We start from the raw sequence: 24,364 nt of genomic DNA, 5'->3' as shown, positions 1-24,364 counted from the left end.
AAACTGAATATCTCGATAGTTCCTTGATATCCCTGCGAAAACTCTGGTCATGCTATCCGGGGTTTCAAGGGGTGTTGTCATGAATTTGTCACCTTGCGAACCACGGTGCAAATGCTCATTTCCGGTGTGTTCGATACGATGTCCTCCCGACGTCCAAGACACACAGGAACTTAGAAAATGAAGAAAACAATCATCGCACTCGTGACCGTTGCCAGCCTTGCTGGCGTTGTTGCTCCAGCGTTTGCCAGCACCTCTCCATTCGGCGACGGCAATGACAGCGCACGTGAATTTGCCGCCGAAACCATTCTAACCCGCCTGCAGGACAAGGGTGTTGCAGCAACTTCGGTCGAAGAATGGGGCGATCTGGTTCGCGCTTGGGTCAAGACCAACGACGGCAAGACAGAAATGAAGTATTTCACGCCTGACAGCCTGACCCCCGTCACCCTCTAATCGATTGGGTAAATTGGCACCGTCGGCGCGATGCTGACGGTGCCCGAAACTCAGCGGGCAGCGCCCTGAGAGGGTTCAACCCGAGATTGAACCTCATCAAAGCGCTGCCGCGCTGCCTCGACACTGTCGCGGTGCTTGTCCGCAAATCGCCGCCACCCGTCGGCCAGCTCGAGAAATGCCCGTCCGAGATCGGTCAGTTCATATTCGACCCGAGGCGGAATGCTGGGATAGATGGTGCGCGTTACGAACCCGTCGCGTTCCAGTTCGCGCAATGTCGAAGTGAGGGTTTTCTGCGTAATCGCGCCGATTCCACGCCGCAATTCGTTAAAGCGGTGCCGTTCGGCGCGCAATTGCGTGATGACCACGAGGGTCCATTTTCCTGGCTTGACCACCAGCAATGGCTCGTGATCGCTGTTTTGGGGTGACGCGGGCATGATCGTCCTTAGGCAATTTCAAGCTTCATATGGGACCGTTCGCGCCCAATTGCACCCCAACACCCATTAAACTTTTGTCATCCGACCGCGCCGCCGGACACTTGGGCCTACCGGCGGGTGAATGTGAAGTAGAAGCTAAGCAGTCGCCCTTCGCGGCGCGCCTTTTTTCGTACCGCGTCGCCTGCCAGCCCGGGTAGGGCTCGTGCCATGACCCTGGGTGGCTTGGCGCGAAGATAAATTCTGGCGTTGCCAGAATATGGGCCAGAGTCCAGTTGGCGTAATCCTCGATATCGGTCGCAAAATAAAACAGGCAACCGGGCTTGAGCACCCGCGCCAGTTCCTTGAGCGTCGTAGGCGAAACAAACCGGCGTTTGTGGTGTCGGGTTTTTGGCCATGGATCGGGGTACAATAGGAAAATCTCGTCAAGCGATGCGTCAGGCAGTTTGACCAAAAGCTTGTAGGCGTCGTCGGTATAAAGTGTGATGTTTTTTAGCTGCTGCTCATTGATCGTCTGGACGATCTTGCCGATACCGCCTGTAAAAACTTCGCAACCAATGTAGCCTGTCTCGGGATTGCGGCTGGCCTCCAGAGCCAGATGCTCGCCCCCGCCATAGCCAATTTCCAGCGACAGTTTTTTGGCCTCGGGGAACAGGGATGCCGGATCAAATGCACCGTCATCCGGCTTGATTTCAAGATCGGGCAAGGTGGCGTCATAGATCGCCTGTTGCCCCTCGTGCAGGCGTTTGCCCACGCGGCGACCGAAAAAGGCGCGCGGCGCACCATCGCGGGTTTTGGGGAGTTCGTGGGACATCAGGGCTTTCTCGACAGCAAAATCGTTGCCCTCCTTGCAAAGACACGGGCCCCGCCGTCAACCCCACATGGTTCCGGCCTGGTCATAAATCCGGGCCGGAACCATTGAGGCGACGCTATTTGACTGCAGCTTTGAGCGCGCTGACCAGATCAGTCTTTTCCCAGGAAAAGCTACCGTCGCGACCGGCCTTGCGCCCGAAATGGCCGTAGGCGGCCGTCTTGGAGTAAATCGGCTTGTTGAGGTCGAGATGGGTACGGATGCCGCGCGGCGTCAAATCCATGACTTTTGCCAGGGCGAGTTCCAATACCGATTCATCGACCTTGCCGGTGCCGTGCAGATCGACATAGATCGAAAGTGGCTGGGCGACACCAATAGCATAGCTGAGCTGGATCGTTGCGCGGTCTGCGAGCCCTGCAGCCACAACGTTTTTGGCCAGATAGCGCGCCGCGTAGGCTGCTGACCGATCAACCTTGGTGGGGTCTTTGCCCGAAAAAGCGCCGCCGCCATGGGGGGCAGCACCGCCATAAGTGTCAACGATGATCTTGCGGCCGGTCAGACCTGCATCGCCATCAGGGCCCCCCACGACGAATTTGCCGGTCGGGTTGACGTGCCACACAGTTTCTTCCGAAACCCAACCCTCAGGCAAGGCCGCCCGGATGATTGGCTCAACGATCAGCCGGACATCGCTGGAATTGAGCGATGCATCCAGATGCTGGGTCGACAGAACAATCTGGGTTACAGCAACGGGAATGCCATTCTCATAACGCACCGTTACCTGGCTCTTGGCGTCAGGTCCCAGGACGCGGGCAGGGCCGGTTCCTTCCTTGCGCGCAACGGTCAGGTCATTGAGAATTTTGTGGGCATAATAGATCGGCGCTGGCAGCAGTTCGGGAGTTTCTCGGCTGGCATAGCCAAACATGATCCCCTGATCGCCCGCGCCAACATCCTTGTTGCCACTTTCATCCACGCCTTGCGCAATATCGGCAGACTGCCCATGCAGCAGCACATCGATCTTGGCGGTCTTCCAGTGAAAGCCCGACTGTTCGTAGCCAATGGCACGGATGGCCTTGCGGGCAACCGACTTGAACTTGGAAGGATTGACCCGCGGATTGCCTGCGGCATCAAGCATGATGGTGCCGTCCTTGTCCTTTTTGAGCAAGGAAGGGGGAACGCGAACTTCACCGGCAATGATCACGCGGTTGGTGGTTGCCAGCGTTTCGCAGGCAGTGCGCACCTGAGCAGGATCCATGCCAGCCTTTTTGGCTTCGCGGAAAACCAGATCAACGATCTCGTCGGAAATCCGGTCACACACCTTGTCGGGATGGCCTTCAGAGACTGATTCAGAGGTGAACAGATAGGTTGAGCGTGCCAAAACAGGCCTCCAAATGCGCAAAAGGCTCAAAAAAGAGCAATTGGGGCCAGTTTCTGCCACCGCATGGCCAAACGGTCAAGACGGATATAAAGAAATCTTGATATGTTGAAGTGATTGTCCGGAAACAAATTTCCTGCGTCAGGAAACGCGCTTTTGACGGCGACCGACCGCTACGCTGATACCGAGGCCGAAAAGCAAGGCGATCAGCAGCGGCCAATAGCGATACTGTGCAAAAATTGTGGTCGCGAGCCGCTCATCTGGCACGACGTCGAGCACATCCATTTGTTGCACCGGCAATTGCGCTGCAATCCGCCCCAGCGGATCAACCGCCATGGTGACGCCCGAATTGGCCGCCCGAGATCAGACTCATGCCTTCTTCCACAGCCCGCACCCGCGCATGCTGGGCATGCTGGGCCGGCCCGATGGAGCCATCAAACCACGCATCATTGGTAATATTGAGCAGGTACCGGGCCTGCACGGTATCGCCAAGGTCGCCTGAAAAAAGCGCCTCATAGCAAATCAGCGCCAGAAACGGCGGCATGTTGGGCAGGCTCATCAACCGACGTCGCGCGTCGCCATGCGCCCAGCCATCGGCGCCAGGCACAAACTGCTTGATCCCCAACTGGGCGAAAAACCCTTGAAATGGTAAAAATTCGCCGAATGGCACCAGATGCGACTTGTCATAGCTGTCAAACACTTCTCCATCGCCATTGATGGCGAGCAGGGAATTGAACGGTGGTTTGGCCGATGGCGCATCGCCCGGAACATAGTCCTGTCGTGGGGCGCCGGTCAGCAGGATCGTCGTATCGGGCAACATGCGTGCAATACGGGCCAGTGCCTCGGGATATTGCGACAAGAAGAACGGCAGTGCCGACTCTGGCCATATCAATTGGGTGATCCCCGCCAAACCCTTGTCCTCTGGGCTAACCTGCATTTGTGATAGGGTCAGCAACCGGTCAATCGTTGCGGCGGGATCAACCTTGCTCCAGTCTGCATGCTCATAAATCAACGGCTGCACCAGCCGGATCCGAATGTCCTGCATTGGTGTGACCGGTGTTGCCGCAAGCCGGTTGTAGCCAAAGCCCATTTGTCCCACCAACGCCAGAAGGCCGAGAAAAAACGGCGCAAGACGCCGCGTCAGGGTGCGTTGATCGGCTGGCCAGATCAGCGAGGGCGTCATCGCCAGAAGTGCTGCCAAAAATGTCAGGCCGTAAATCCCGATGACCGAGGCCAGCTGCATCATTTCTTCGGTCGGGGTCAGCGCATAGCCCAAAAGATCAAACGGAAAGCCGCTCAGATAATGGCCGCGCGCCCATTCGGCGATGGTCAGGAAAGTGGCCAGCGTCACCACCCGCCACGCCCCATTGGACCAGAACAGGTGCGCCAACGCGCTTGCAAAGCCCCAGAAAAGCGCAATCAGTGCCGCCAGCGACACCATGGCAAACGGCATGATCGCGATCATGATGCCGCCATCAACAAAAAACGCGGCGCCCAGCCAGTGAAACGATACGGTGAAATAGCCCAACCCAAAGGCAAAGCCGATGCCAAAGGCTGGCCCGAACAATTTTTGCCAGCCGCCACGCCGCTCGGCCCCGTCCAGACACCAGATCCAGATCGGAAAAGTCACGAACAAGGCGGGCAGCACAAACAGCGGGGCAATCGACAGCGCGGCAATGGCTCCGGCCACCACCAGCAACAAAAATCGCCGCCAGCCGTGGCTCAACATGGCAGTTTCTGCCAACCAGGTCATATCAGTGCAACTCGCAACGAATCAGTGTGCATCCCGGCAAGGTCGCCGTCCCAATCCATAGCGTCAAGCCGCTGGACTAGCTACGCCTGCATCGCTAGACCCTAATTATGTATATCACCTTGGCAATTGATACCGCTGCCCCCCGTTTGCAATTGGCGCTGCTGCACGCCAATGGGCAAACCGACCAGCTCATCGACGAGATTTCCACGGGTCATGCCGAGCTCATTTTTGCCCGGATCGAGACGCTTTTGTCGCGCAATGATCTCGGCTATGCCGATCTTGAGCGGATCGCGGTCACGACCGGCCCCGGCTCCTTTACCGGCCTGCGGATCGGATTGTCGGCGGCCCGTGGCGTCGGTCTGGCACGCAATATCCCGGTTCTGGGCGTACCGAGTCTTTTGGCGATTTCGCTTGCCGCCACGCCGGGTGTGCCGGTCAGTGTCTTGCTCGATGCACGACGCGATCAGGCCTATGTGCAAAATTTTTCCGCCCCCGGTGTACCTCTCGATGCGGCGCGCCTTGTTCCCATGGAGGGCGCACGTGCAGGCCTCACGGCCGACGCCGTCATCATAGAAAGCCCCTTTGTTGAGATCGCCCTGCTGGCGCGCTTTGCAGATAAGGCCGATCCGGCAGCCTTCCCGCCCGAGGCGAGCTATGTGCGGCACGCCGACGCCAAACCGCAAACCGCCGCCCGTATCGCCAGGGTGAGCCCATGATGAAATTATGGATGGCCCCGGCGGGCCTGCATATCGAGCCAGCCCAGACCCGCGATGCTGCCGATCTGGCCAGATTGCACAAACAGGGCTTTTATCGGGGATGGTCGAGTGACGAGTTCACGGGCTTTCTGGCCGAAGCGTCCAATCCCACATATGTGGCGTGCGACGCCAAAAGGCGCATTGCCGGATTTGCCATGTTTCGCATTGCAGGCGACGAGGCCGAACTCTTGACCATTGCCGTCGATCCAAAATGGCGCGGCAAGAAAGTGGGGACCGCCCTGTTGCACGCCGCCTTTTCCGATTTGATGATGAGTCCAGTCAAAACCGTTTTTCTCGAGGTTGACGAACTGAATGCATCGGCACTGGCGCTCTATGAACGCGAGGGCTTTTCCCAAATCGGCACCCGCAAGGGCTATTATCCCAAGGCCGATGGCAGCGCGGCAACAGCGCTTGTCATGTCTCGCGATCTTGGGTAACCCGGTATTTTGGCGGTAGGAGGATAGCGTGAGCAACATCCAGACCGAGTTGACCCTCGAAGAAGCTTGCGCCCAGCGCGGCATGCGCATGACCGAGCAGCGCCGTGTGATTGCCCAGGTGATCGAACAGAGCGAGGATCACCCCGATGTCGAGGAACTCTATCGCCGCGCCTCGGCGATTGATCCGCGCATTTCGCTGTCCACAGTCTATCGCACCATGAACCTGTTTGAAGAAGCGGGGCTTGTTACCAAGCACGACTTCAAGGACGGCCGCGCCCGGTTCGAGCTGATCCCTGATGAGCATCACGACCATCTGATCGACATCCGCACTGGTACCGTCATTGAATTTCGCAATGAGGAAATAGAGGCTATTCAGGAAGTGATTGCCCGTAAGCTCGGGTACAAGCTGGTCGATCACCGGCTCGAACTCTATGCGGTCCCGATCAACAAACCGGACGGCGCCGACAGATAGCGAATATTGGGGCCGATGGTGCGCGGAAATTTTGGATAAAATGCCCACCGTTAAGCCTAACACCGACATCCTTTGGCCAGTTAAGCTTTTGTTAGCTATGAAACTCGTGCGAAAAACACACGGGTGCGGTTATGATCTTGCAATTGCTGGCAATGTGGGCGGTTGTGGCCCTGGCAATCCTCTGGTTTGTCAAGGATGAGCGCGCTCGACGCGCCCGCCGTGAGGCTGAACAGGATGCCATTGCGCGCCAATTTGCACGCCCTTCGGCAACGCGGCTGGCCGTTGCCCGCCTCGGCCCGATGACCGAAAGGGCCCGCGTTCCTGTATTGTCGACCGATGATCGGGAATTGGCCAATCAAAAGCACTAGGCCTCGGTTACCATTAAGATGGTGATGGCGGGGGTATCCGATCGCTGCGTTCCAGATTGGTTTTGACCCGACCCACAATATCGGCGGCCTTGAGCAACAGCGCCATTTCAATGTCCTGCTCGCTCATCTCGGGGCAGGTCTCGGCCCAGACGGACACCGCAAGCTCATGTTCCTGCTCCCGATCATCCTGAATTTCCTTGAGCACAGCGCGTACCGTACCCACCACGCGGTTCGGCAGTGACTTGTGCGCGTTACGGCGCACAATGCCGATATCAATTAAACTATATGGCACTTCCAAGCTCCTGTTCGGAGCCCCCGTGAATTGAATAGGTGAGCAGAGTTCACCGATTGCTAACGCAACCATCCTCGATATGGTTCACCACAGGAATTTAATTTCAACGCCTGCTCAATCCGTGCGACCGCGCGCCGCAACTGTAATGGTCTCAACCCATTCGTTGCCCGAGATCAGATGGACCTGATCGTGCAGGTTGGAAACCGGACAGGCGTGGTTGGGAATGATGCGGATGCGATCACCAACCCTTGGCGCGTCGGAGGGCTCGGCAAGCTCGATGACCCCATGTTCTTCGGAAAGCGAGGTAACGCTCACCGCCGTGTTGTCCATCACCACGCCAAACCCCACCAGACCGAACAGATCGCTGGTCAGCGATTTTGATCCGGCATCAATAACGATCCTGTTTGCCGTTGGGCGCGATACCACGGTTGTCAAAACGCTGAGCGCACAATCCTCAAAACTTGCAGCCCCGAGCGAGACCTGCCCCCGGTCAAAATAAATATAGGTGCCGGGCCGAATTTCGGTAACAACAGATTTGTTCAGGCGAAACATGTCGGGCGTGTTGCCCCCCGAAACCACGGGGCAATCAAACCCGGCTTCGGTCAGAAGGGCCACTGCATCGGCCAGCCAATGATCGGACTCGGCGACCTTGCCAGCTGCCGGATAGGTCATTAGCCCGCCAAATTGCAACCCCGGCGACAAAGCAATATGGCGCGCCAGGGCAAGAGCCTGCGCCGCCGTCTGTACCCCGCACCGGCCTAATCCGGTATCGCATTCCACCAGAACCACCAGTGGTTTGGCCGAATTTGCAAGGCGTTGCGCATAGCCCGCAACCGTGTCGGGGCTGTCTGCCGTGACCTTCAGATTGAGCCGATCATTGAGCGCCACCAACCGATCAAGCTTTGTGGTCCCAATGATATTGTAGGGCAGGAAGAGATCATCCAGTCCGGCATCGGCCATGGTTTCGGCCTCGCCCAGCTTTTGTACCGTGATCCCCACTGCGCCCAGTTCAACCTGCCGCAGCGCAAAACGCGGAATCTTGTGCGTCTTGATATGGGGACGCAAGGCAACGCCAAGGGCATCGGCCGCTGCCTGACCCCGTTTGAGATTGGCTTCCACCCGATCAATGTCGATGACAACGCAAGGGGTTTCGAGATCGGCGAGGATTTTGGTCATGATTGTCTCCGGCTTTGCCGCACTTTTATGGGCTTGGCCGATCCAATCAAGTGGCTGATAAGAAATCATTGGCTTTTCGCCAATCCCTGCTGCCCTGACGCATCAGTAGACGGATTGCATTGGGCGGACTAAGCCTTGGACCATGAGCACTTTCAAGCCAGCCAAAAACCACGAAACTTTGGGCGATGCCTTTTATGATCATGTTGCCCCGGCCGATTTCCCCAAAACCATCCTGCGCCATCGCGACCAGCGCTGGGCCGACCGCATGGGGTTGGGGGATCTTGATGAAGCCCAATGGCTGGCCCATTTTGGCCGTTTTGAACCGCTTCCAGGCTCTCTAGCCGAACCACTGGCCTTGCGCTACCACGGCCATCAGTTCCGCAGCTACAATCCAGAACTCGGCGATGGAAGAGGATTTTTGTTCGCGCAAGCCTATGATCCTGTCGATAGTCGCCTGCTAGATTTTGCCACCAAGGGGTCGGGCAAAACCCCCTGGTCGCGTGGCGGCGATGGGCGGCTGACCCTCAAGGGCGGCGTGCGCGAAATTCTGGCCACCGAAATGCTTGAGGCGTTGGGCGTTTACACCTCAAAATCGTTCTCATTGGTCGAAACCGGCGAGGCGCTGCATCGCGGCGACGAACCATCCCCAACCCGCTCGGCGGTTCTCGTACGTCTCAGCCACTCCCATATTCGCATCGGCACGTTCCAGCGGTTGGCCTATCTTGAGGACCATGCTGGCATCAGCCAATTGCTCGATTATGCCATTGCCAATTACTATCCTGAACTGACCGACGCCGCCGACAGGCCCGCCGCTTTTCTCGGGGTCGTGGCTGCTCGAGTGGCGCGACTGGGCGCGCAGTGGATCGCTGCGGGATTTGTTCACGGCGTGCTCAATACCGATAATATCAACATCACCGGGGAAAGTTTCGACTATGGCCCGTGGCGGTTCGTGCCCAGCTATGATCCCGAATTCACCGCCGCCTATTTCGACAATACAGGACTTTATAGCTTTGGCCGACAACCCGACACATTGGCGTGGAATCTTACCCGCCTGGCCGAATCCTTGCTACCGATTTCCTCGACCGAGGCGCTTGAACCCGTCCTCAACCGGTTCTGGCCGATCTTTCGCACCGAATTGTCCAATGCCATGCTGGCGCGTTTGGCGCTCACACCGGGCACCGACGAGCAGGGCACCCAATTTGTCACCGCGCTTTTCGGCTTTTTAGGCGCATCAGAGGCACCCTATGAGCAGTTCTTTTTCGATTGGCGCGGCGGGGCCCAAAGTGCCGAACGCGCCGCCAAAAGTCCGGCGGCCCAGTTTTACACGAGCGCCGATTTTCGCTCGGTCGCCGACCTTCTTGATAATTTTGTGCCCGACAAGACCGCCAATCTCAATCACCCCTATTTTGCGCGATCACGCCCCCGCACCATGCTGATCGAGGAGGTCGAGGCGATCTGGGACCCGATTGCCGAAAATGACGATTGGTCGGTTTTGGCATCAACTCTTGCCGAAATTGCCCAAATGCGCGACGCCTATGGCATTGAACCGTGAAAAGGAGGGTGCCATGACCCTTTATGCGTTGGATGATGTCGGCCCGAACATTGATCCCGAAGTTGCCTGGATCGCCCCGACCGCTGTGCTGGTTGGTCAGATCAATATTGCCCGCGATGTCGGTGTCTGGTTCGGCGTCGTGGCGCGGGGCGACAATGAGCCGATTACCATCGGCCCGCGCACCAACATCCAGGAAAATACTGTGCTTCACACCGACATGGGTTTTCCGCTGACCGTGGGGGTGGGCTGCACCATTGGCCACAAGGCAATGCTGCATGGGTGTACTATTGGCGACAACACGCTGATCGGCATGGGCGCCACCATTCTGAATGGCGCGAAAATTGGCAAGAATTGCCTGATCGGCGCCGGGGCCTTGATCACTGAGGGAAAAACCATTCCCGATAATTCCCTGGTCGTTGGTGCGCCGGGCAAAGTGGTGCGCGAACTCGATGCCGACGCCATCGCCAAGCTGGTTCAGTCCGCCGATCATTATGTCCAGAACGCTCGCCGCTTTGCCAAGGGATGTCGCCCGGTCGCCAAACATGAATTAAGCTTTGACCCGACCTGAGGGTAAACGCTGATCGGTCATTGCATTTTTACGCTGCCCCGCCCAATCTGGCTTTTGACTGTCCGGTCAAAAACGGCAGCATCTGAACTTTGCCGGGGGAGATATGCAGGAGATCATCAAGGCGCTCGAATCGCGGCGTCAACAGGCGCGGCAGGGCGGCGGCAAACGCCGTATCGACGCCCAACACGCCAAGGGCAAGCTGAGCGCCCGCGAACGGCTCGCCATTCTGCTCGATCCCGGCAGTTTTGAAGAATACGACATGTTCGTCACCCATCGCGCCACCGATTTCGGCATGGCCGACACCATCATTCCCGGCGATGGCGTGGTGACCGGCTGGGGCACCATCAATGGCCGCATCACCTATGTATTCTCCCAGGATTTTACCGTCTTTGGCGGTTCGCTAAGCGAGACCCACGCCAAGAAAATCTGCAAGATCATGGACCTGGCGCTGCAAAACGGCGCGCCGGTCATTGGGCTCAATGACAGTGGCGGCGCCCGTATTCAGGAAGGTGTCGCAAGCCTTGGCGGCTATGCCGATGTGTTCTGGCGCAATGTGCAGGCCTCGGGGGCCATTCCCCAGATTTCTGTGATCATGGGGCCCTGCGCCGGTGGTGCGGTCTACTCGCCCGCCATGACCGATTTCATCTATATGGTCAAAGACACCAGCTACATGTTTGTAACTGGCCCCGACGTGGTCAAAACCGTCACCAACGAAATCGTCACCGCCGAAGAATTGGGCGGAGCATCGACCCACACCAAGATTTCTGCCGTTGCCGATGCCGCGTTCGACAATGATATCGAAACGCTTCTCGAAGTGCGGCGGCTGTTTGATTTCCTGCCCCTGTCTGCCGGTCATAAACCGCCCGTTCTGCCCTCAAGCGATAGTCCCGACCGCGCCGAAATCAGCCTTGATACCATCATTCCGGCCAGCCCCAACCAACCCTATGACATGCACGAAGTCATCGTCAAAATTGCTGACGAGGCCAATTTTCTTGAACTGCAAAAAGACCATGCCGGCAATATTTTGACAGGCTTTATCCGGCTCGATGGCCAGCCGATAGGCGTTGTTGCCAATCAGCCGCTGGTATTGGCCGGTTGCCTTGATATTAACGCTGCCAAAAAAGCCGCCCGCTTCATTCGTTTCTGCGACAGTTTTGAAATCCCGATATTGACCCTTGTCGATGTCCCCGGCTTTCTGCCCGGTACCGCCCAGGAATATGGCGGCATCATCAAACACGGGGCAAAACTGCTGTTCGCCTATGCCGAAGCCACTGTCCCATTGGTCACCGTCATTACCCGCAAGGCCTATGGCGGTGCTTACGATGTGATGGCCTCCAAACATATCAAGGCAGACGTCAACTACGCCTGGCCCACCGCCGAAATCGCCGTGATGGGCGCCAGGGGTGCCGCCGAAATTCTCTATCGCTCCGAACTGACTGACAAGGAAAAGATCGCTAAACGGACCGCCGACTATGAAGCGCGCTTTGCCAACCCCTTCGTTGCCGCCGAACGCGGCTTTATCGACGACGTCATCATGCCCCACGGCACCCGCCGCCGCGTCATCCGCGCCTTCTCAACGCTCAAGAACAAGCAGTCGGTTGGGCCCAGGAAGAAGCACGGGAACATTCCGCTATGAGAGAGGCACGCTCGTCCGTCCCGGGCGCGGGACCACCCAGTGCCGGAGGTTCCACTACAAATCACGGTCCTAGCCCAAAAGTGGTGCTAACACTTCGCCCGGCAACGGTGGACGACGCTGATTTCGTCAACAGCCTCGAAGACATCTGCATGCGTGATTACGCGCTAGCGTTATGGGACGACTGGGTGCCGAGTATAGAAAAATACGGCTTCGACGTAGAACGGCACAGGATTGTCGTTATCAATGACCGCGATATGGGCTGCATTGACCTTTGGCAAAAGCCGACTTTTGTTGAACTCAATAAATTCTATCTGCTGCCCGAAGCGCGCAACCGTGGTCACGGTGTGACGTTGCTCGAACGCGCCCGCAACGATGCAGACTTGCTTGGCCTGCCTTTGCGACTCAGCGTCTTGACCACCAATCCGCGAGCGATAAAATTTTATGAGCGCGAAGGCTTCCGCGCAATACAGACCACGCCACAACGCATCGTGATGGAGCCCGCCTGAAATGATCCAAAAACTCCTCATTGCCAATCGCGGCGAGATTGCCTGTCGGATCATCAAGACCGCCAGAAAGCTCGGCATCAAAACCGTCGCGATTTATGCGGATGCTGACCGCGAAGCGCTGCATGTGCAAATGGCTGACGAGGCGGTTCATATCGGTCCGTCTCCAGCGGCACAAAGCTATCTGCAGATCGAAAAAATCATTGCCGCCTGCCAAGAGACCGGCGCCGATGCCGTCCATCCCGGCTATGGCTTTTTGTCCGAAAACCCAAAATTCGCCGAAGCGCTTGCCGCCGCCAACATCATTTTCGTCGGCCCACGGGTAAACGCCATCGAGGCGATGGGCGACAAGATCACGTCCAAAAAACTGGCCGCCGAGGCGGGTGTTTCCACTGTGCCCGGCCATATGGGCCTGATCGACGATGCCGACGCGGCGGTGAGGATTGCCAGCGAAATCGGTTATCCGGTGATGATCAAGGCCAGTGCGGGCGGCGGCGGCAAGGGCATGCGCGTTGCCTATAATGACGAGGAGGCCCGCGAAGGCTTTGCCCGCTCCAAGTCGGAAGCGGCGTCCTCGTTTGGCGATGACCGCATTTTCATTGAAAAATTCGTCACCGAACCGCGCCATATCGAAATTCAGGTGATCGGCGATACCCACGGCAACATCATTTATCTGGGTGAGCGCGAGTGCTCGATCCAGCGCCGCAACCAAAAAGTCATCGAAGAAGCGCCCAGCCCGTTTTTGAACGCCAAGACCCGCAAGGCCATGGGCGAGCAGGCCGTGGCGCTGTGCAAGGCTGTTGGCTATTTCAGTGCCGGCACGGTCGAATTCATCGTCGATGCCAAGGCCAATTTCTATTTTCTGGAAATGAACACCCGCCTGCAGGTCGAACATCCGGTGACCGAACTGATCACCGGCCTTGATCTGGTCGAACTGATGCTGCGTGTCGCTGCGGGCGAAAAGCTGCCCTTGACCCAGGCCGAGGTGAAACTGAATGGCTGGGCCATCGAATCCCGGCTTTATGCTGAGGATCCTTACCGCAATTTCCTGCCTTCCACCGGGCGACTGACGCGCTATCGACCACCGCAGGAAGAGGCCCACGATACTTTGGCCGTGCGCAATGATACCGGGGTGTTCGAGGGCGGCGAAATATCGACTTTTTATGATCCGATGATCGCAAAACTCTGCACCTGGGCACCCACTCGCCTCCAGGCCATCGACGCGATGGCAGTGGCGCTGGACAGGTTCGAGCTTGAAGGGGTCGGCAATAATCTGCCCTTCCTCTCCGCCGTCATGGATCAGGAGCGTTTCCGCGCCGGCCAGCTGACGACCAACTATATCGCGGAGGAATTTCCCGAAGGATTTTCCGGCGTTCAGTTGCCGCATGGTCGGCTGTTTGAGGTCATCGCGGTCGCCGCCATGATGGCTTTGCAACTGGCCGAGCGTCACGGTCAGACCAGCCGCGCCGCTCTTGGCGGTGGCGTCGAAATTTACGGCGAGTGGAGCATTGTCATTGAAGGCGAGCATTTTCCGGTCAAACTGCATCGGCTCGAGCCAGGCGGCACCTGGGAGCTGAACCTGCTTGATAACACCGCCCAGGTTGATCGTTTTGACTGGAAGCCGGGCGCTAACCTTGCGACCATCCATTGGCATGGTGATCAGTTGAGCACGCTCAAGGTTTCCCCGATCACCGCCGGTTTCCGCATTCGCTATCGCGGCGCCGATCTCAAGGTGCAGGCTTTGGCACCGCACATCGCCGCGCTTCTTAGTTTGATGCCGATCAAAGTGCCGCCCGACATGAGCAAATATCTGCTCTGCCCTATGCCGGGCCAGGTGGTGCGCGTCGATGTCAGCGAGGGCGAAGTGGTCGAGGACGGCCAGACGCTGGCAATTGTTGAGGCCATGAAAATGGAAAATGTGCTCAAGGCGCCCAAGCGCGCCCGCGTTTCAAAACTCCATGTCACGGCGGGCGCCATATTGGCGGTCGACCAGATCATGATGGAATTTGAGGCGGTGTGATGAGCGAAAAATCTCCAGCCGCCAAATGGTATCAAGTGGCACAGGCCGAGCTTAAGGCCGAGCCCGAAACGCTTGACCGCGACTATGGCGGGATTGCTGTCAAACCCGTCTATTTCGGCACCGATCCCACAGCAGAAATCCCCGGCGCTGAACCATTTACGCGCGGCGTGCGCGCCACAATGTACGCCAACCGCCCCTGGACTATTCGCCAATACGCCGGGTTTTCGACCGCGCGCGAAAGCAATAATTTTTACCGCCAAGCCCTGGCAGGCGGCCAAAAAGGGCTTTCGGTCGCCTTCGATCTGGCCACCCATCGCGGCTACGATAGCGACCATCCGCGCGTTACGGGCGATGTCGGCAAGGCTGGCGTCGCCATCGACAGCGTTGAGGACATGAAAATTCTCTTTGACCAGATCCCGCTCGATCAAATGAGCGTGTCAATGACCATGAACGGGGCAGTCATCCCGGTACTGGCCATGTTCATCGTTGCGGCCGAAGAACAGGGCGTCAAATCCGAAAAACTCTCCGGCACCATTCAAAACGATGTGCTCAAGGAGTTCATGGTACGCAATACCTATATTTACCCGCCCGAACCCTCGATGCGCATCGTTGGCGACATTATTGCATGGACGGCTCGCCACGCGCCAAAGTTCAATTCGGTGTCGATTTCGGGCTATCACATGCACGAAGCGGGTGCGACGGCGGTGCAGGAACTAGCCTATACGCTGGCCGATGGCATGGAATATGTCCGCGCCGCTTCGGCCAAGGGGCTCGATATCGACGCTTTCGCGCCGCGCCTCAGCTTCTTTTTCGGCATTGGCATGAACTTTTTTGTCGAAGTGGCAAAGCTGCGCGCCGCCCGCCAGCTCTGGTCGCGCATCATGACCGATCTCGGTGCCAAAGACGCGCGCTCGAAAATGCTGCGGACCCATTGTCAAACCTCGGGCGTGTCGCTGACCGAACAGGACCCGCACAACAATATCGTGCGCACCACCATTGAAGCGCTGGCCGCAACGTTGGGGGGCACGCAAAGCCTGCACACCAATTCCTTTGACGAGGCCATCGCGCTCCCCACCGAATTTTCCAGTCGCATCGCCCGCAATACCCAATTGATCCTGCAACACGAAAGCCGCATCACAGATGTGGTCGACCCGTTGGGCGGCTCCTACTATGTCGAGGCACTCACCGCCCAATTGGTCGAACAGGCCAGCGTCCTGATCGCCGAAGCTGAGGCGGCGGGTGGCATGACCAAGGCGGTTGCTGCGGGCACACCAAAGCTTGAAATCGAAAAAGCGGCGGCCCTGCGACAGGCACGTGTTGATCGGGGAGAGGACGTCATTGTCGGGGTCAATCGCTATCGCCTCGAAACCGAAGAACCGCTTGCCGTGCGCGATATCGACAATGCCCGGGTGCGCGCCGAACAGATTGCCCTGCTCGAAAAGCTGCGCCAGACCCGAGATCAGTCGGCGGTTGATGCAGCACTCGCGGCGCTGCGTGAATATGCGGCCATGGACGAAGGCAACCTGCTTGATGCTGCCATCGAGGCGGCAAGGGCTCGCGCGACGCTAGGCGAGATTTCCCAGGCCATGGAAGACGTGTTTGGGCGCTATTCTGCGACCACCCAAATAATCTCGGAATCTACGCCCAAAGCTATGCCGGTGATCCTCAATATGAAGAACTCACCCGCCGCATACAAAATTTTGGCCAGAGTCGGGGCCGTCCACCGTCAATTTTCATCGCCAAGATGGGGCAGGATGGTCACGACCGGGGTGCCAAGATCATCGCCTCGGCCTTTGCCGATCTCGGTTTCAAGGTGGAAATCAGCGCGCTGTTTGAAACGGCGGCCGAAATCGCTGAAAGCGCTGGGGCAATGCAGGTGGATGCCATCGGCGTTTCTTCCCTCGCGGCGGGGCACAAGACCCTTGTGCCGGAATTGATCAAGGATCTGCAAAACCGTGGTCTTGGCCATATCGCCGTCATCGTCGGCGGCGTCATCCCCGAAGCGGACTATGGCTTTTTGCGCGATGCTGGTGTTGTTGAAATTTTCGGACCGGGCACCAATGTGCTCGAAGCCGCCTTTGCGGTCCTCGGCCAGATCGAGGGAAGGTTGACCAACAAATGATCGGTCGGCTCAATCATATCGCCATCGCCGTGCCCGATCTGGCAGCAGCAGCGGCCCGCTATCGCGAGGGCTTGGGCGCCCAGGTGGGGCAAGAACAAGTATTGGCAGAACATGGCGTGCGCGTCATCTTCATCGACACTGGCAACACCAAGATCGAACTGCTGCAGGCGCTGGACGGCAATTCCCCCATCGCCGCCTTCATGGCGCGTAATCCGGGGGGTGGCATGCATCACATCTGTTTTGAGGTCGCTGATCTGGCCGCTGCGATAAAGCGTCTGACCGCCGAGGGCGCGCGCGTGCTGGGTGACGGCAACCCCAAAATTGGCGCCCATGGCCGCCCGGTGGTCTTTGTGCATCCAAAGGATTTCGATGGCACGCTGATCGAACTCGAAGAGGTTTGAAACAGGCTTCCTTCTGGTTTCGTTTTGACCTAAATTGGAGAAAAACGAAAGCAGCACCATGGGATTGATCGCCCGACATGATGAAATCATTGCCATTGCCCGACAGCAGGAGCGGGTTCTGGTCGATGATCTGGCACATCATTTTGGTGTCAGCGTTCAGACAATTCGCAAGGATCTCAACGAGTTGTGCGACAAGCGGCTGCTTGAACGCGTCCACGGCGGCGCTGTCATGCCCTCGGGGATCGAAAATCTCGAATATGAGGCCCGCCGCGATCTGGCCGCTCCAGAAAAAGAAGCCATAGGGCGCGCCGCGGCCGCGCTAATTCCCAATAATTGTGCACTTTTCATCAATATCGGCACCACCACGGAGGCCGTCAGTCGCGCCTTGCTGGATCATCTGGGTCTGATGGTGATTACCAACAATATCAATGTCGCCAACCGCATGCGCATCTACCCGGAATTTGAAGTGGTGATCGCCGGTGGCATTGTGCGCGGCGCCGACGGCGGCATCGTGGGCGAGGCCGCGGTTGACTTCATCGAGCAATTCAAGCTCGATTACGCCGTGATCGGCGCCTCGGCGCTCGACGAGGGCGGCGCCCTGCTTGATTTCGACTTTCGCGAGGTCAAGGTCGCCCAGGCCATCATCGCCAATGCCCGCCACGTCATTCTGGTGGCTGACGCCACCAAATTCGAGCGTACCGCCCCGGTACGCATAGCCCGCATCGACCAGATCGATACCTTCATTACCGATTCCTGCCCGTCGGCGCGCTTCCGCGCATTATGCGCCGAACATGGCGTGAACCTGATCGAAGCTGTGGCAGGTCTCTGATTTACGATGCAGTAATATTTGTTAACCACGTCGAATTTCGGCCCGACCCAGTAGGCCGGTTGTAAACTTTCTGCCTCTAGGTTGCCCAAATTGGCGCCAAGTGGCTGAGGTAGTGGTGACTAAGAAGAAAAAGACATTCGGTCTGGCCCAGACCCTCTGGCGCGGTTCGCTCCAGCTTTTGGCCGTTCTTTTTGCGGTCATTGTCATTGCGGCAGGCATCTATGCCGACCGGCAAAATACCCATGTTGCCAACCAGCATGCGCGTGCCATGGCCCTAAACGCGCTTTCGATTGTGCGCGCCAAGCTTGAAGGCAATATCAGCAGCAATATCCAGTTGGTGCGCGGTCTGGTCAGCGTCATTTCCAGCACGCCCGAATTTGATCAAACGCGCATAGCTGCGTTGGCTGAGAATCTGATTGGCCAGTCGACCCAACTGCGGTCAATTGCCATTGCGCCCAACCTGGTTGTTTCCATGACCTTTCCGCTCAAGGGAAACGAAAAGGCAATCGGACTTGATTATCGCTTCAATCTGGCCCAGCGCGACGCGGTACTGCGGGCCCGCGATACCGGAAAGCTGGTATTGGCCGGACCTGTCAATCTTGTCCAGGGCGGTACTGGCTTCCTCGGTCGCTTCCCCGTCTTTGTCGGCGAGAACAAGAAATTCTGGGGCATCGTCTCCTCGGTCGTCGATATGGAGCAGCTTTATGCCGATAGCGGCCTGCTTGATCCTGATCTTTCCATTGAAATCTCGATCGCCGGCAAGGATGCCACCGGTCATCGGGGTACCCGTTTTTATGGGCGCTCGTTGGCCAACGTCGATCCGGTCACAGCACAAGTTATCTTGCCCACGGGCAGTTGGGAAATTTCGGCCATTCCCAAAGGCGGTTGGGATGCCGCGCCAAATAACAACACCGCATTTCGGGCGATGATTGGCCTTGTCTGGGCGCTTCTTTTCATCCCGGCCTTCATCGTGGCGCGGCTGCTCCATGAACGTCAAAGCCATATCCGAGAACTGGGCCAGCGCCAGATTGATCTGTCGCGCCTGTCCAAGCGCCTGGGGTTGGCGCTCGATACGTCGCGGATCGGGGTATGGGAAGTTGATCTGGTCACCAACGAATTGCTTTGGGACGACCGCATGAATGAAATGTACGGCTGGTCCGGCCAGATCGCGCCCAATAACCTCAACCGCTGGACAGAACGCCTTCACCCCGATGATGGCGCCCGGGCGCTTGCCGACTTTGAGACCGGTCGCGAGACGGGCGAGTATAACTCGGAATTTCGCGTCGTGCTGCCCGGTGGCATCGTGCGCAACATCCGCACCATGGGTTCGGTCCATGCTTCCGAAGGTGAAAATCCCCGCATCGTCGGCGTCAATTGGGACGTGACCGCCGACGTCGCGCTTAATGAGGAGCTCAAGCGCGCCAACAGCCTGACCGAAGCGCGCAACCGCGAACTTGAGATTGCCAAGGTCCGTATCGAACACACAGCCCTGCACGATAGTCTTACGGGGCTCCCCAATCGGCGTTATCTCGATGAATTGCTGCAGGCAAACGCGACCAACGGTTATGACGATACTGGCAGCATTGGGCTTCTGCACATCGATCTGGATCGGTTCAAGCAGATCAACGATACCCTGGGTCACGCCGCTGGTGACGCCATGCTGGTCCACGCCGCGGCCGTCCTGCGGCGTCATGCGAGGCCCGGTGATTTTGTCGCCCGGATCGGTGGCGACGAATTTGTCGTCGTTTCGAGCGTTGCCGAGGGACAAGCCCGGTTGGCCGAAATGGCAGAGGCGATTGTCTGCCAGATGCGTCAGCCGGTTTATTATCACGGCCATGAATGTCGCTTTGGCGTCAGTATTGGCATCGCGGTGGAATGCGACAGTGAACTTGATGTCAAACGCCTGCTGATCGATGCCGACATTGCGCTCTATCGTGCCAAGGCGCGCGGCCGCAATCGCTATGAGTTCTTTACCAAGGCCCTTGAGGCCGAAGTGGTTCACACCAAGCGCGTCGCCGACCAGATATTGAGTGGGATCGAACAAAATCAGTTCATTACCTTTTACCAGCCCCAGTTTTGTGCCACATCGCTCGACCTCATCGGGGTCGAGGCATTGGCGCGCTGGGATCACCCGACCCAGGGTGTTCTTACCCCGGATCGCTTCCTCAAGATCGCCGAGGAACTCAATGTCGTCGCCACGCTTGATCGGTTGGTATTGGAGCAAACCCTGGCTGATCTGGCCCAATGGGATCAAGACGGCATCATGGTGCCGCGCGCCTCGGTCAATGTTTCCCTGCGGCGCCTGAATGATGATGACCTGATCGCGGGCCTGCGCGACCTCGATATCGAACCGGGCAGGATCTCGTTTGAACTGGTCGAATCCATCTATCTCGACGAAAAGGACGACGTCGTCGGCTGGAATATTGATCAGCTCAAGGAGTTGGGCATTGATATCGAAATTGATGATTTCGGCACCGGCTATGCCTCAATCGTCTCGCTCCAGAAATTGCGCCCCAAACGGCTCAAGATTGACCGGCAACTGGTCGCCCCCGTGGTCGAGGATCCGGCCCAGCGGCGCCTCGTGCAGTCCATCGTCGACATTGGCAAATCACTAGGTATCGAAGTGGTCGCCGAGGGCGTTGAAACCATGGCGCATGCGTGTGTGCTGCGCGATCTGGGATGCGATATCCTGCAGGGTTATGTTTTCGCCCGCCCTATGAGCTCGGGTGACCTGGTTGATTTCCTGACCGCCCAGAACTGGCGTCAGGCGATTTAGGCCGCCGTCTTCTTTGCCAGCCGTGATTTGATGCTGGCTACATCGGTGCGCGGTGTGGCCGCAAAAAGGGTGCGGGTATAGTCGTGCTGCGGATCGTTAAACACCGCATCGCGCGTGCCGTGTTCCACCACTTCGCCAAAGTACATCACCATCACTTCGTCAGCGATGTAGCGGACCACTGACAGATCATGACTGATGAACACAAAGGTCAGCCCGAACTCGTCCTGCAAATCCTTGAGCAGATTGAGAATTTGCGCCTGCACCGAAAGGTCGAGCGCCGACACCGGCTCATCAAGCACCAGAAACGATGGATTGAGCATCAGGGCACGCGCAATGGCGATGCGCTGGCGCTGACCGCCTGAAAACATATGCGGATAGCGATTAAAGTGTTCTTCCTGCAGGCCCACCTTGAGCAGCATGGTCATCGCCTTGTCGCGCCGCTCCGCCGGGCTCATCGAGGTGTTCAGCAACAAGGGTTCGGCCAGCACCGAGCCGATTTTCTGGCGCGGATTGAGTGACCCATAGGGGTTTTGAAAAACGATCTGCACCTTGCGGCGCAATTCGGGGCCGACCCCGCCCTTGGCATTTACGGTCGCCCCATCAACAATGATCTCGCCCGATGTCTGCTGATCAATCAGCGTGATCATCCGCGCCAGTGTGGATTTGCCACAACCGCTTTCGCCGACGACGGCAAGGGTTTTGCCCTTTTCCAGCGTAAAGCTGACATCCTTGACCGCGTGGACCACTTTTGCCGGGCGGAACAACCCGCCGCTCGAGACATAATCGCGCCGAAGGCTTTTGACTTCGAGAACCGGAACACTCATTGCACCGTGCCTCCATCAAAATCGGCAACCGTGGGCAGCCTGTCGCCCACAGCATTTTCGGGCAGCGCTGACAGCAGCGCCTTGGTATAATTGGATTGCGGATTTTCAAAAAGCGACAGCACGTCCGCCTCTTCCATCTTATTGCCTTTGTATTGGACGATCACCCGATCAGCCGTTTCGGCGACCACACCCATGTCATGGGTGATCATGATCAGCGCCATGCCATAGCGATCCTGAAGGCTGACCAGCAGATCCAGAATCTGCTTCTGGATAGTCACGTCGAGCGCCGTGGTCGGCTCGTCCGCGATCAAGAGTTTTGGATCACAGGCGATAGCCATGGCGATCATCACGCGTTGGCATTGTCCACCCGACATCTGGTGCGGAAACGCCCCCAAGCGCTCGGCACCATCGCTGATCCCGACCATTTGCAAAAGCTCAACCGCCCGGTTTCGTGCCGCGGCGCCGCGTAGACCCATGTGCTGGTTCAGCACCTCCTCGATCTGGAAGCCGATGGTGAAGCAGGGATTAAGGCTGGCAATCGGCTCCTGGAAAATCATGGCGATTTCCTTGCCGATGATGGCTCGCTTTTGGTTCGGTGGCATCGCCAGAAGGTCTTTGCCCTCAAAGTTCATTACATCAGCGGTGACGGTTGCCGTAGCCGGTAACAGCCCCATAACTGCCAGCATCGCCACCGATTTTCCCGATCCGCTCTCGCCAACAATCGCCAGCACTTCGCGCCCGTCGACCGACACATCAATCCCGTCAACCGCCTTGAACAGGCCCGCCGCCGTATCGAACGCCACGGTCAGATTCTTGATTTCCAACATTGCCATGGCCTCAACTCCGCTTCAGTTTCGGATCGAGTGCATCTCGCAACCCGTCGCCCACCAGATTGATCGCCAAAACGGTGATCAGAATGGCTAGCCCCGGAAAGGTGACAACCCATGGCGCGCGCAGGATGAACTCGCGCGCTGTGGCCAGCATCGTGCCCCATTCAGGCGTTGGCGGCTGTGCCCCCATACCCAAAAATCCCAGCGCGGCCGCTTCCAGAATCGCATTGGAAAATGAAAGCGTTGCCTGAACGATCAGCGGTGCCACGCAATTGGGCAAAATGGTAATCAGCATCAGCCGGATATGCCCGGCCCCGGCAACTTTTGCGGAGGTGACATATTCGCGGCTTTTTTCCGCCATCACCGCCGCGCGGGCCAGTCGGGCAAAGTGCGGTTGCAACACCAGCGCAATCGCCAGCATGGCATTGAACAGCCCCGGCCCTAATATCGCCACCAGAACCAGTGCCAACAGTAGCGATGGGAAGGCGAGGATGATGTCCATCAGGCGCATGATCACGGCATCGACCCAGCCACCGAAATAGCCAGCCAAAACCCCCAGGGTCACCCCGACGCTGAGCGCCACGGTCACCACAACAAGCCCGATAAACAGCGAATAGCGCGACCCATGGATCAGGCGTGAAAGCATGTCGCGGCCCACTGGATCGGTGCCCAGCAAGAAGCTCATCGACCCGCCATCTTCCCAGGCTGGAGGCACCAGCAACGCGTCGCGGAACTGCTCGTCGGGCGAATAAGGCGCCAGCAGTGGGGCAAAAATTGCCACCAGCACCAAGAGGATGAAAACCACCAACCCAATGACGGCGCCGCGATTGATCGAAAAATAATGCCAGAATTCGGCAAATGCGGCGGCCCGTCCCAGCTTTTTTACGTCAGGGGTCGAGGGGCCCGCGCCGGTTGTTGTCTGGCTCATTTAGCGCACCCTTATGCGCGGATTGATCACCGCATATAATATATCGACCAGCAAATTGACCGCCATGACTACCAGCGCAATCAGCAGCAAACCGCTTTGCACTACCACATAGTCGCGTTTGGAAATCGACTCGATCATCCATTTGCCAATGCCCGGCCACGAAAAAATTGTCTCGGTCAAAATGGCACCGGCCATCAGCAGGCCGACCTGCAGACCGATGGTGGTGACCACCGGGATCATCGCATTGCGAAGCGCATGCACATTGACCACTCGACCAGGCGACAGGCCCTTGGCGCGCGCCGTACGCACATAATCCTCGCCCAATACTTCGAGCATCGCCGAACGCGTCTGGCGCGCAATAACAGCCAGCGGAATGGTGCCAAGTACCACGGCTGGCAGGATCAGATGGCGCACCGCCGAAACAAAAGCCGGCCAATTGCCATAAAGCAGCGTATCGACCAGCATGAACCCGGTTATCGGGCGAAAAAAGTAGCTCAGCGCTATCCGCCCCGAGACCGGGGTCCAGCCCAGATAGCCGGAAAAGAAGATGATGAGCAGCAGTCCCCACCAGAAGATCGGCATCGAATAGCCTGTCAGCGCTACCCCCATGGTCATCTGATCAAACCAGGAGCCGCGCTTGACTGCGGCAAAAATTCCCGCCGGGATGCCAAGCAGCACCGCCAGCATCATCGCAAACAGCGACAACTCGATCGTTGCGGGAAATAATGACAGAAAATCAACGATCACGGGCCGCTTGGTTGATAGCGATATGCCAAAATCGCCGTGCAGCACGCCCCAGACATACTGAAAATACTGGGTCCAGATGGGCTGATTGAAGCCGAACTGCTCCCTCAAAATTTCATAGCGTTCCGGCGACACGCCATGTTGACCGGCCATGGCCAGGATCGGATCGCCCGGCAACAGTCGGATAAAGGCGAACGAGGCAATCGTGATGCCAATAACGGTCGGCACGATCAGTGCCAGCTTGTGCAAAATGTAGCGGAGCATTGGTGACCTGATAAATGAGAGCGGCGCCGAAACGGCGCCGCTCAGCGTCA

At 57.8% G+C, this 24,364-nt stretch carries 24 protein-coding genes and 1 pseudogene; 14 read left to right on the top strand and 11 right to left on the bottom strand.

Annotated features, from left to right (window positions below):
* Window positions 1–177 precede the first annotated feature (177 nt).
* Window positions 178–450 carry a hypothetical protein gene (locus PSQ90_RS06300; RefSeq protein WP_282212558.1) on the top strand — a complete coding sequence of 91 codons (273 nt, stop codon included), beginning with the start codon at window positions 178–180 and terminating at the stop codon, window positions 448–450.
* 50 nt (window positions 451–500) lie between these two features.
* Here the strand turns inward: PSQ90_RS06300 and PSQ90_RS06295 are convergent, their stop codons facing one another.
* The 5 genes from PSQ90_RS06295 to lnt form a co-directional block, all read right to left on the bottom strand.
* Window positions 501–884, bottom strand: a complete 384-nt coding sequence (locus tag PSQ90_RS06295; RefSeq protein ID WP_282212557.1) for a winged helix-turn-helix transcriptional regulator — start codon at window positions 882–884, stop codon at window positions 501–503.
* Between the two features lie 25 nt (window positions 885–909).
* Entirely contained in the window at window positions 910–1,695 is a 786-nt protein-coding gene (gene trmB, locus PSQ90_RS06290) for a tRNA (guanosine(46)-N7)-methyltransferase TrmB (protein WP_282212556.1), read from the bottom strand.
* Between the two features lie 115 nt (window positions 1,696–1,810).
* Complete coding sequence (gene metK, locus PSQ90_RS06285; RefSeq protein ID WP_282212555.1) at window positions 1,811–3,067, bottom strand: methionine adenosyltransferase; 1,257 nt, start codon at window positions 3,065–3,067, stop codon at window positions 1,811–1,813.
* 138 nt (window positions 3,068–3,205) lie between these two features.
* Window positions 3,206–3,400, bottom strand: a complete 195-nt coding sequence (locus PSQ90_RS06280; RefSeq protein WP_282212554.1) for a hypothetical protein — start codon at window positions 3,398–3,400, stop codon at window positions 3,206–3,208.
* Entirely contained in the window at window positions 3,390–4,817 is a 1,428-nt protein-coding gene (gene lnt / locus PSQ90_RS06275; protein ID WP_282212553.1) for an apolipoprotein N-acyltransferase, read from the bottom strand. Before lnt ends, PSQ90_RS06280 begins: the two co-directional genes overlap by 11 nt.
* Window positions 4,818–4,924: 107 nt before the next feature.
* Here lnt and tsaB point away from each other — a divergent pair, with 107 nt between their 5' ends.
* The 4 genes from tsaB to PSQ90_RS06255 all read left to right on the top strand — a co-directional run bounded on the left by tsaB (window position 4,925) and on the right by PSQ90_RS06255 (window position 6,849).
* The gene (gene tsaB, locus PSQ90_RS06270; protein WP_282212552.1) at window positions 4,925–5,533 is read left to right on the top strand and encodes a tRNA (adenosine(37)-N6)-threonylcarbamoyltransferase complex dimerization subunit type 1 TsaB; all 609 of its coding nucleotides are present in this window, start codon (window positions 4,925–4,927) and stop codon (window positions 5,531–5,533) included.
* The gene (gene rimI, locus PSQ90_RS06265) at window positions 5,530–6,009 is read left to right on the top strand and encodes a ribosomal protein S18-alanine N-acetyltransferase (protein WP_282212551.1); all 480 of its coding nucleotides are present in this window, start codon (window positions 5,530–5,532) and stop codon (window positions 6,007–6,009) included. Before tsaB ends, rimI begins: the two co-directional genes overlap by 4 nt.
* A gap of 82 nt (window positions 6,010–6,091) precedes the next feature.
* A complete protein-coding gene (locus tag PSQ90_RS06260) occupies window positions 6,092–6,481 on the top strand; it encodes a Fur family transcriptional regulator (protein ID WP_282212999.1) in 390 nt (129 codons plus the stop codon).
* A gap of 131 nt (window positions 6,482–6,612) precedes the next feature.
* Complete coding sequence (locus tag PSQ90_RS06255) at window positions 6,613–6,849, top strand: hypothetical protein (RefSeq protein WP_282212550.1); 237 nt, start codon at window positions 6,613–6,615, stop codon at window positions 6,847–6,849.
* A 13-nt stretch (window positions 6,850–6,862) separates the two neighbouring features.
* Here the strand turns inward: PSQ90_RS06255 and PSQ90_RS06250 are convergent, their stop codons facing one another.
* Window positions 6,863–7,141, bottom strand: a complete 279-nt coding sequence (locus PSQ90_RS06250) for a hypothetical protein (protein ID WP_282212549.1) — start codon at window positions 7,139–7,141, stop codon at window positions 6,863–6,865.
* 114 nt (window positions 7,142–7,255) lie between these two features.
* Window positions 7,256–8,317, bottom strand: a complete 1,062-nt coding sequence (locus PSQ90_RS06245; RefSeq protein WP_282212548.1) for a D-TA family PLP-dependent enzyme — start codon at window positions 8,315–8,317, stop codon at window positions 7,256–7,258.
* Window positions 8,318–8,459: 142 nt separating this feature from the next.
* Here PSQ90_RS06245 and PSQ90_RS06240 point away from each other — a divergent pair, with 142 nt between their 5' ends.
* The 9 genes and pseudogenes from PSQ90_RS06240 (at window position 8,460) to PSQ90_RS06200 (ending at window position 20,724) form a co-directional block, all read left to right on the top strand.
* Window positions 8,460–9,869, top strand: coding sequence for a protein adenylyltransferase SelO (locus PSQ90_RS06240; RefSeq protein ID WP_282212547.1), 1,410 nt, complete (start codon window positions 8,460–8,462; stop codon window positions 9,867–9,869).
* A gap of 13 nt (window positions 9,870–9,882) precedes the next feature.
* A complete protein-coding gene (locus PSQ90_RS06235) occupies window positions 9,883–10,437 on the top strand; it encodes a gamma carbonic anhydrase family protein (protein ID WP_282212546.1) in 555 nt (184 codons plus the stop codon).
* A 103-nt stretch (window positions 10,438–10,540) separates the two neighbouring features.
* Window positions 10,541–12,073 carry an acyl-CoA carboxylase subunit beta gene (locus PSQ90_RS06230; RefSeq protein ID WP_282212545.1) on the top strand — a complete coding sequence of 511 codons (1,533 nt, stop codon included), beginning with the start codon at window positions 10,541–10,543 and terminating at the stop codon, window positions 12,071–12,073.
* Between the two features lie 149 nt (window positions 12,074–12,222).
* On the top strand, window positions 12,223–12,579 hold the full coding sequence (locus PSQ90_RS06225) for a GNAT family N-acetyltransferase (RefSeq protein WP_282212544.1): 357 nt from the start codon (window positions 12,223–12,225) through the stop codon (window positions 12,577–12,579).
* Window position 12,580: 1 nt separating this feature from the next.
* Complete coding sequence (locus PSQ90_RS06220) at window positions 12,581–14,596, top strand: acetyl-CoA carboxylase biotin carboxylase subunit (RefSeq protein ID WP_282212543.1); 2,016 nt, start codon at window positions 12,581–12,583, stop codon at window positions 14,594–14,596.
* Window positions 14,596–16,718: pseudogene (gene scpA / locus PSQ90_RS06215) on the top strand (methylmalonyl-CoA mutase). The gene PSQ90_RS06220 and the pseudogene scpA overlap by 1 nt, the downstream one beginning before the upstream one ends.
* Window positions 16,715–17,119 carry a methylmalonyl-CoA epimerase gene (mce, locus tag PSQ90_RS06210; RefSeq protein ID WP_282212542.1) on the top strand — a complete coding sequence of 135 codons (405 nt, stop codon included), beginning with the start codon at window positions 16,715–16,717 and terminating at the stop codon, window positions 17,117–17,119. Before scpA ends, mce begins: the two are co-directional and overlap by 4 nt.
* A gap of 58 nt (window positions 17,120–17,177) precedes the next feature.
* On the top strand, window positions 17,178–17,948 hold the full coding sequence (locus PSQ90_RS06205) for a DeoR/GlpR family DNA-binding transcription regulator (RefSeq protein ID WP_282212541.1): 771 nt from the start codon (window positions 17,178–17,180) through the stop codon (window positions 17,946–17,948).
* A gap of 115 nt (window positions 17,949–18,063) precedes the next feature.
* Window positions 18,064–20,724, top strand: a complete 2,661-nt coding sequence (locus PSQ90_RS06200) for a bifunctional diguanylate cyclase/phosphodiesterase (protein ID WP_282212540.1) — start codon at window positions 18,064–18,066, stop codon at window positions 20,722–20,724.
* On the opposite strand, the gene PSQ90_RS06195 is transcribed toward PSQ90_RS06200, so the two are convergent.
* From PSQ90_RS06195 to PSQ90_RS06180, 4 genes are read right to left on the bottom strand one after another with little or no spacing between them, the layout of a single operon-like run.
* Window positions 20,721–21,548: an ABC transporter ATP-binding protein gene (locus PSQ90_RS06195; RefSeq protein WP_282212539.1), complete on the bottom strand. Its 828-nt coding sequence runs from the start codon at window positions 21,546–21,548 to the stop codon at window positions 20,721–20,723. The genes PSQ90_RS06200 and PSQ90_RS06195 overlap by 4 nt on opposite strands.
* Window positions 21,545–22,381 carry an ABC transporter ATP-binding protein gene (locus PSQ90_RS06190; RefSeq protein WP_282212538.1) on the bottom strand — a complete coding sequence of 279 codons (837 nt, stop codon included), beginning with the start codon at window positions 22,379–22,381 and terminating at the stop codon, window positions 21,545–21,547. Before PSQ90_RS06190 ends, PSQ90_RS06195 begins: the two co-directional genes overlap by 4 nt.
* Before the next feature lie 4 nt (window positions 22,382–22,385).
* Entirely contained in the window at window positions 22,386–23,306 is a 921-nt protein-coding gene (locus PSQ90_RS06185) for an ABC transporter permease subunit (protein ID WP_282212537.1), read from the bottom strand.
* Complete coding sequence (locus PSQ90_RS06180) at window positions 23,307–24,314, bottom strand: ABC transporter permease subunit (protein ID WP_282212536.1); 1,008 nt, start codon at window positions 24,312–24,314, stop codon at window positions 23,307–23,309.
* Window positions 24,315–24,364 lie beyond the last annotated feature (50 nt).

Origin of the sequence: Devosia rhodophyticola (assembly GCF_028816475.1) — a bacterium.
GTDB lineage: Bacteria > Pseudomonadota > Alphaproteobacteria > Rhizobiales > Devosiaceae > Devosia > Devosia rhodophyticola.
The sequence above is the reverse complement of the archived record's forward strand: the minus strand, read 5'-3'. Positions and strand labels throughout refer to the sequence as shown.